5 protein-coding genes are annotated in these 5,365 nt (G+C 51.2%); 2 read left to right on the top strand and 3 right to left on the bottom strand.

Annotation, left to right across the window (positions count from 1 at the left end; all coding sequences use genetic code 11):
• The coding region (locus HQL65_04265) for a MiaB/RimO family radical SAM methylthiotransferase (protein ID MBF0135431.1) at positions 1–1,018 on the top strand (1,018 nt) is incomplete at its 5' end.
• Positions 1,019–1,203: 185 nt separating this feature from the next.
• On the top strand, positions 1,204–2,406 hold the full coding sequence (locus tag HQL65_04260) for an O-succinylhomoserine sulfhydrylase (protein ID MBF0135430.1): 1,203 nt from the start codon (positions 1,204–1,206) through the stop codon (positions 2,404–2,406).
• A 405-nt stretch (positions 2,407–2,811) separates the two neighbouring features.
• On the opposite strand, the gene HQL65_04255 is transcribed toward HQL65_04260, so the two are convergent.
• The 3 genes from HQL65_04255 to HQL65_04245 all read right to left on the bottom strand — a co-directional run.
• Positions 2,812–3,771 carry a hypothetical protein gene (locus HQL65_04255; protein ID MBF0135429.1) on the bottom strand — a complete coding sequence of 320 codons (960 nt, stop codon included), beginning with the start codon at positions 3,769–3,771 and terminating at the stop codon, positions 2,812–2,814.
• Between the two features lie 231 nt (positions 3,772–4,002).
• Entirely contained in the window at positions 4,003–4,776 is a 774-nt protein-coding gene (locus HQL65_04250) for a hypothetical protein (protein MBF0135428.1), read from the bottom strand.
• Positions 4,777–4,801: 25 nt separating this feature from the next.
• The coding region (locus HQL65_04245) for a hypothetical protein (GenBank protein ID MBF0135427.1) at positions 4,802–5,365 on the bottom strand (564 nt) is incomplete at its 5' end.

Below are 5,365 nucleotides of genomic sequence, written 5' to 3'. Positions count from 1 at the left end.
TCCAGATCCAGATCCAGATCCAGATCCAGATCCAGATCCAGATCCAGATCCAGATCCAGATCGTAAAACCATCCTGGACATGATGCCGGCAGAGAGGTCGCCCGGGGTACAGGATCGGGCACGCGCCTACCTGCACGCCCAAAATGGCTGTGATGCCGGCTGCACCTTTTGCGTAATCCCTGCCTTGCGGGGGCCAAGTCAATCCATTCCTTTGGAGCGTATCCTTGTGCAGGCGCAGGAACAACTGGCGCGTGGTTTCCAGGAACTGGTCCTGACCGGCATCAATCTCGGGTCCTATGGACGGGACCTGCCCCTACCGGACACGTTGTCGCACCTGGTCGGTGCCCTCCTGGAATTGCCGAGTCTGGGACGCCTGCGTCTCTCTTCCATTGCCCCACACGACCTCGACACCGAATTCATGACCCGCCTGCTGGAACACCCGCGCTTCTGCCCGCATCTGCATCTCTCCATCCAATCCGGCGACAATCTGATTCTGAAACGCATGCGACGACCTTATGGACGGGAAGAGGTCCTGGCCACCCTGACGGCCATCCGTGCCCGCCGCCCGGAAGTGATCTTCGGGGCAGATATCATTGTCGGTTTTCCCACCGAGAGCGAGGCTGCTTTCATCAACACCCTGGAATTGATCCAGGAAGGAAACATTGCCCTGCCGCATATTTTCCGCTATTCAAACCGACCCGGAACCCCCGCTGCCCGTATTCCAGCCAGGCAGCACGTCCCCCCCGCCGAGATCCGGAATCGCGCCGAACGTCTGCGCACCGCAGCCCGTTCCGTCCTGCTCGATATTTTCCGGCAACACGCGGGACAGGTTGTGCAAGTTCTGGTGGAAACCGTGGCCAACGGCAACGCCCAGGGAAAAACCGGGGGATTCCTCCCCCTGAACTTTCCTGCCACCGACATTTCCCTGATCGGTAAACTGATCCCGGTAGAAGTCGTGGGCATGAATCATTCCGATGATGGATTGACTGGAAAATCCTGGATCAACAAACCGGCATGAATCCGGAAATCCTGAATGTTCTCGACATTCACGGAAATGTCTACAGCAAGTATCGTCGGATGGCTTCACCGGAAACTGATATGCATGCCGGATGACGATAATCCTTGGATTAAGAAACAAAAGACCGTTAAGATCCTGTCGGGATCTCATGGACTCGTTGACAATTGGCAATGGAGTCAAGGCAAATGAACGATCAGAAAAGGGAGTTTCTCAAAGGTTGCGGAGCCAACACACGCGCCATCCAGGTTGGTTTGCATCAGACTGGTGAACAGGAAAACAGCCCGGCGCTGTTTCTGACCTCCAGTTATACCTTCAAGTCCGCCGCGCAAGCCCAGGCTATCTTTGCCGAAACCGAGCCAGGCAACGTCTACAGCCGTTTTACAAATCCAACGGTCTCCCTGTTCGAGGAACGTCTGGCCGATCTGGAAGAGGGGGAAAAGGGTCTGGCCACGGCTTCCGGCATGGCCGCCATCACCCTGTCGTTTCTGGCCCTGCTTTCGGCTGGAGACCATGTCGTCATCAGTCGGCAGGTGTTTGGCTCCACATCCAATATTGCTCTCAATATCCTGCCCCGTTTTGGCATCAAGGTCAGTCGGGTGGATCTTTCCGACCTGGCCCAGTGGCGGGCGGCCATCTCCGATCAGACCCGGATGTTTTTCGTCGAAACTCCCGCCAATCCCACCCTGGAAATGGTCGATCTGGCCAAACTGGCCGTCATCGCCCGCGAACGGGATATCCTGCTGGTGGTGGACAATGTGTTCAGCACCCCCATTCTGCAACGCCCCCTCTCCCTGGGAGCGCATCTGGTGGTCCATTCGGCCACCAAATACATCGATGGTCAGGGGCGTGTTCTGGGCGGGGGCCTGGTCGGCAGCCGGAAACTCATCCAGGATAAAATTTTTCCTTTTTTGCGCAATACCGGTCCCACCATGTCGCCATTCAATGCCTGGGTCCTGCTGAAGGGACTGGAAACCCTGGCCCTGCGCATGGAACGACACTGTGACAATGCCGAAAAGGTTGCCCGCTTCCTGGATTGCCACTCCTCGACAGCCGGAAAAGTGTATTATCCCGGTCTTCCCAGCCATCCCCAACATGAACTGGCTGCCCGACAAATGCGCCGTTTTGGAGGCATTCTCTGTCTGGAACTGGGGAACCGCCGTCGGGCGCATCAATTGATCGACTCCCTGAAGCTGGCCACCATCACGGCCAATCTGGGTGACAGCCGCACCCTGGTCACCCATCCGGCCACCACCACCCACGGCAGACTCACCCCACAGGACCGGGAAGCCGCCGGGGTTACTGAAGGATTGGTACGTCTCTCCATCGGTCTGGAAGACCCGGAAGATATCATGCGTGACCTGGATCAGGCCCTGGCACTCCTGGCCTGAACGCAACCAAACTGCATCCACTTTAAAATATGCAGTTTTGGAAAAAATTGAATAAAGGGTTTCAATTGGGGAGTTGACCCAAACTTTACCAGGAGGAGGAGCGCAGCTCTCCCTCCTGGACCATACATACCCCCATTCCGCAAGAACGAGTCCCATACAATAAGTTCAATCCAACCATTTTCGTAAAATGCGATTCGTTTGGAATCAACCTACTGCAAATTCAACTTTCACCAATCTCAAACCGTTTCCCACTTTTTGCAGGGGGTTTAAGGATGAATTCTCGTTGACATAAAGGAAAAATTGCACCCAAATATCCGGCCTTCAATTGAGAAATTTTTCCCCTCAGACCACGATAAAAAATTCGCACATCTCTGTCTTCATCATCCCAATGACATCATTATTAACTCACTTCAATAAAGAAAAATCCACTCGATCATAAAGATACTGTGCTACAAGACGAGATCCCTCCCCGCTGAGATGGAGGCCATCTGTGAAATATTTTGATTCATCCCTATCATCACCAAATAATTCCACTGTATCAATAAAAATAACCCTCTTATTTTCTTTTGAATATTTTACCAGCTCATCGTTAAGAATTTTAACCGCGCATACGCTATCGTAAGGCATTCTTTTTATTGTTGACGGCCCTATGGTCAACGGAGCAATATATAGCTTAGAGTTATGATCCATCACGCTTAATAACGTCAACAGAGACTTGTCTATATGCTTCTTGAATTTTTGCACGGTGTCAGTATCTTTACACGAAAATGTACTATAATATACACGTTCACCAAGATGTTTATTTATCGCTCTATTCACAATTGCAACCAAACTACTCTTACGTTCAAGGCCAAAAAACCGCTCACGTTCAGGGAATATTTTGACCAATAATTTCCGTTCAGTAGCCCAATTAATATCCTCACGCCAGTTTTTACCAAAAAGAATAAGCTGGCCCACAGGATCATAAAATTGAAGATAAACACCATAAACATTAAATTTACCATCTATCTCCTTCATATAACGTGCAACTGATTGCTTTAAAGAGTAGGACGGAATTGCAGCATTGATTACCCCCATATCTTCATGGCCTCTTTTTTGTTCTATGATATTCCAAAAATGACTTGGAATTGTTTGCAAATCATCAATTTCCCATCCGTAAGGAACAGAATCACCAATAAAAATAAAATTTTTTGTCAGGGACTGTAAAGTGGCTATTTTATAAGAACCTCTTCGGAATCCAAACTCATCTATGGATACTTTTCCCGTTATCCCGTTTTTTTTATGATTAACTAACTCCTCAGAATAACCTGGAATCATTGTTATAACCCGATCATCGTCGGCTTCCTTATAAAATTTTCTAAACAAAAAAACCTCTTTTTCGAAAACTTCCCATGGATGAAAACCGTAATTATAAAAAAAAGCGATTTACCCAACTATTTCAATAATTGACAATATAAATAAGATAGAGAGAAGGACAAACACCATTTTTTTAATCTGATTCATAAGTTTCTTTCATAATGCCGTCTGACGGGATGAATATTTCTTGAATGATAACATTATCATGGACAATTGTCAAAAGGATCCACATCACTTTCTCTAACTTCCCAGCATCAGGCATCCCAACCAGGGAAACACGGTCAACAGGATCAGGAGTGTATCCCCCTTGTTCCAGGGAGGTGATGCCTGCCTCACCGTGGGCAGGGATGCGCCGAAGCCACGCGACCGCAGGGCTTCTTCCTGATGGTCCATCTCCCGCAGGACACGCAACAGAAGCGCCCTGCCGCCGAGGATCGGTCCGGTTTCTCCAAGGCGCAGCCGCAACATACCGCGCAAATTCCGGGCAAGGTACAACAAGCGAGGTACCCGTCCCAATGCGTAGGCAATTACGGAAAGCCCCCGTTCAAAACCATGGATTGGTTTTGCCGGTCCTGCCGCTTTTGTAGGCAATCCGTGCTGCCGATCCGGCCAGATGGCCAGCAATTGACTGGGGGAGGTGGTGGCCATGAGCAACCAGGAAGCGGCGGCCAACAGCAACAAACGACCTGTTTGTTGTGCCCCGCCTTGCAGGCCTTCCCAGGTCAACAGGTCGCTGTTTTCCCAAAGTGCCTCGCCCGGGGTCAGCAAGCCGTGGAAAAGGATCAGCAGGACAAGAAACCAACGCAACCGCCACACAACCCGCACCGCGTCCCGACCGCGCAATCCGGCCCAAGGCCAGGCCGCCGCCACCATGGCCGCTACCAACCACCAGCAGAGGGAACCAACTGGTCGCACCGCTTGAAACAGCAACAGAAGAAAGAAAGCACCCAGTTTGGCGCGTGGATGACATTCTGCCAGGACCGGCAGGAAAGTTCCCGGTTTTCCCACTACCATTCCGGCTCCTTGGCACTCCTGACCATCATGCTGGATTGGCGGGCACATCCATGCTGCGCAAACCCAGATCGGCTGAGATGGCGCGCAAATCCAGTGCATCATCCTCTTCGGCATCAACCTTGACTTTTGTATCCTGTTTGTTTTTGCCGATGGTCAGGGAAGGCCATGCGTTGACATTCAACTTTTTTTCAGGTTCCGGAGATGAAACGGGGGGGGGCGTCACGTCAGGGGACTTTTCAAACTCGTAACGCACCACGCCAGCTTCCTCGGACAGGGAACCCAGATCCAGGTCACCGTCATCGGAATATTTTTCCTGACCCGGATCTGATTCAAGTTTCTGGATCGGCCCCGCCACCGACCCCATCAACCCCCCCGAGAATGAAAAGGGAATTGTCTCCAAGGCGTTGCCTGTCTCTTCTCCAAGTCCGGCGTTGACCGTGACCGATGCTTCCAAGGTTTCGGAGGTTGAAAAGGAAATCGAATCGGATGTGCCTGAGTCAGAAAGATCAACCTCAAAAGCCTCATCACTCTCCTGACCGATTTCCGGAAATTTTTCTTGTGTCTCTTTCCGGGTCTGGATCTCTTCCCG

The sequence above is a fragment of the Magnetococcales bacterium genome, assembly GCA_015228935.1.
Lineage (GTDB): Bacteria > Pseudomonadota > Magnetococcia > Magnetococcales > DC0425bin3 > HA3dbin3.
The sequence above is the reverse complement of the archived record's forward strand: the minus strand, read 5'-3'. Positions and strand labels throughout refer to the sequence as shown.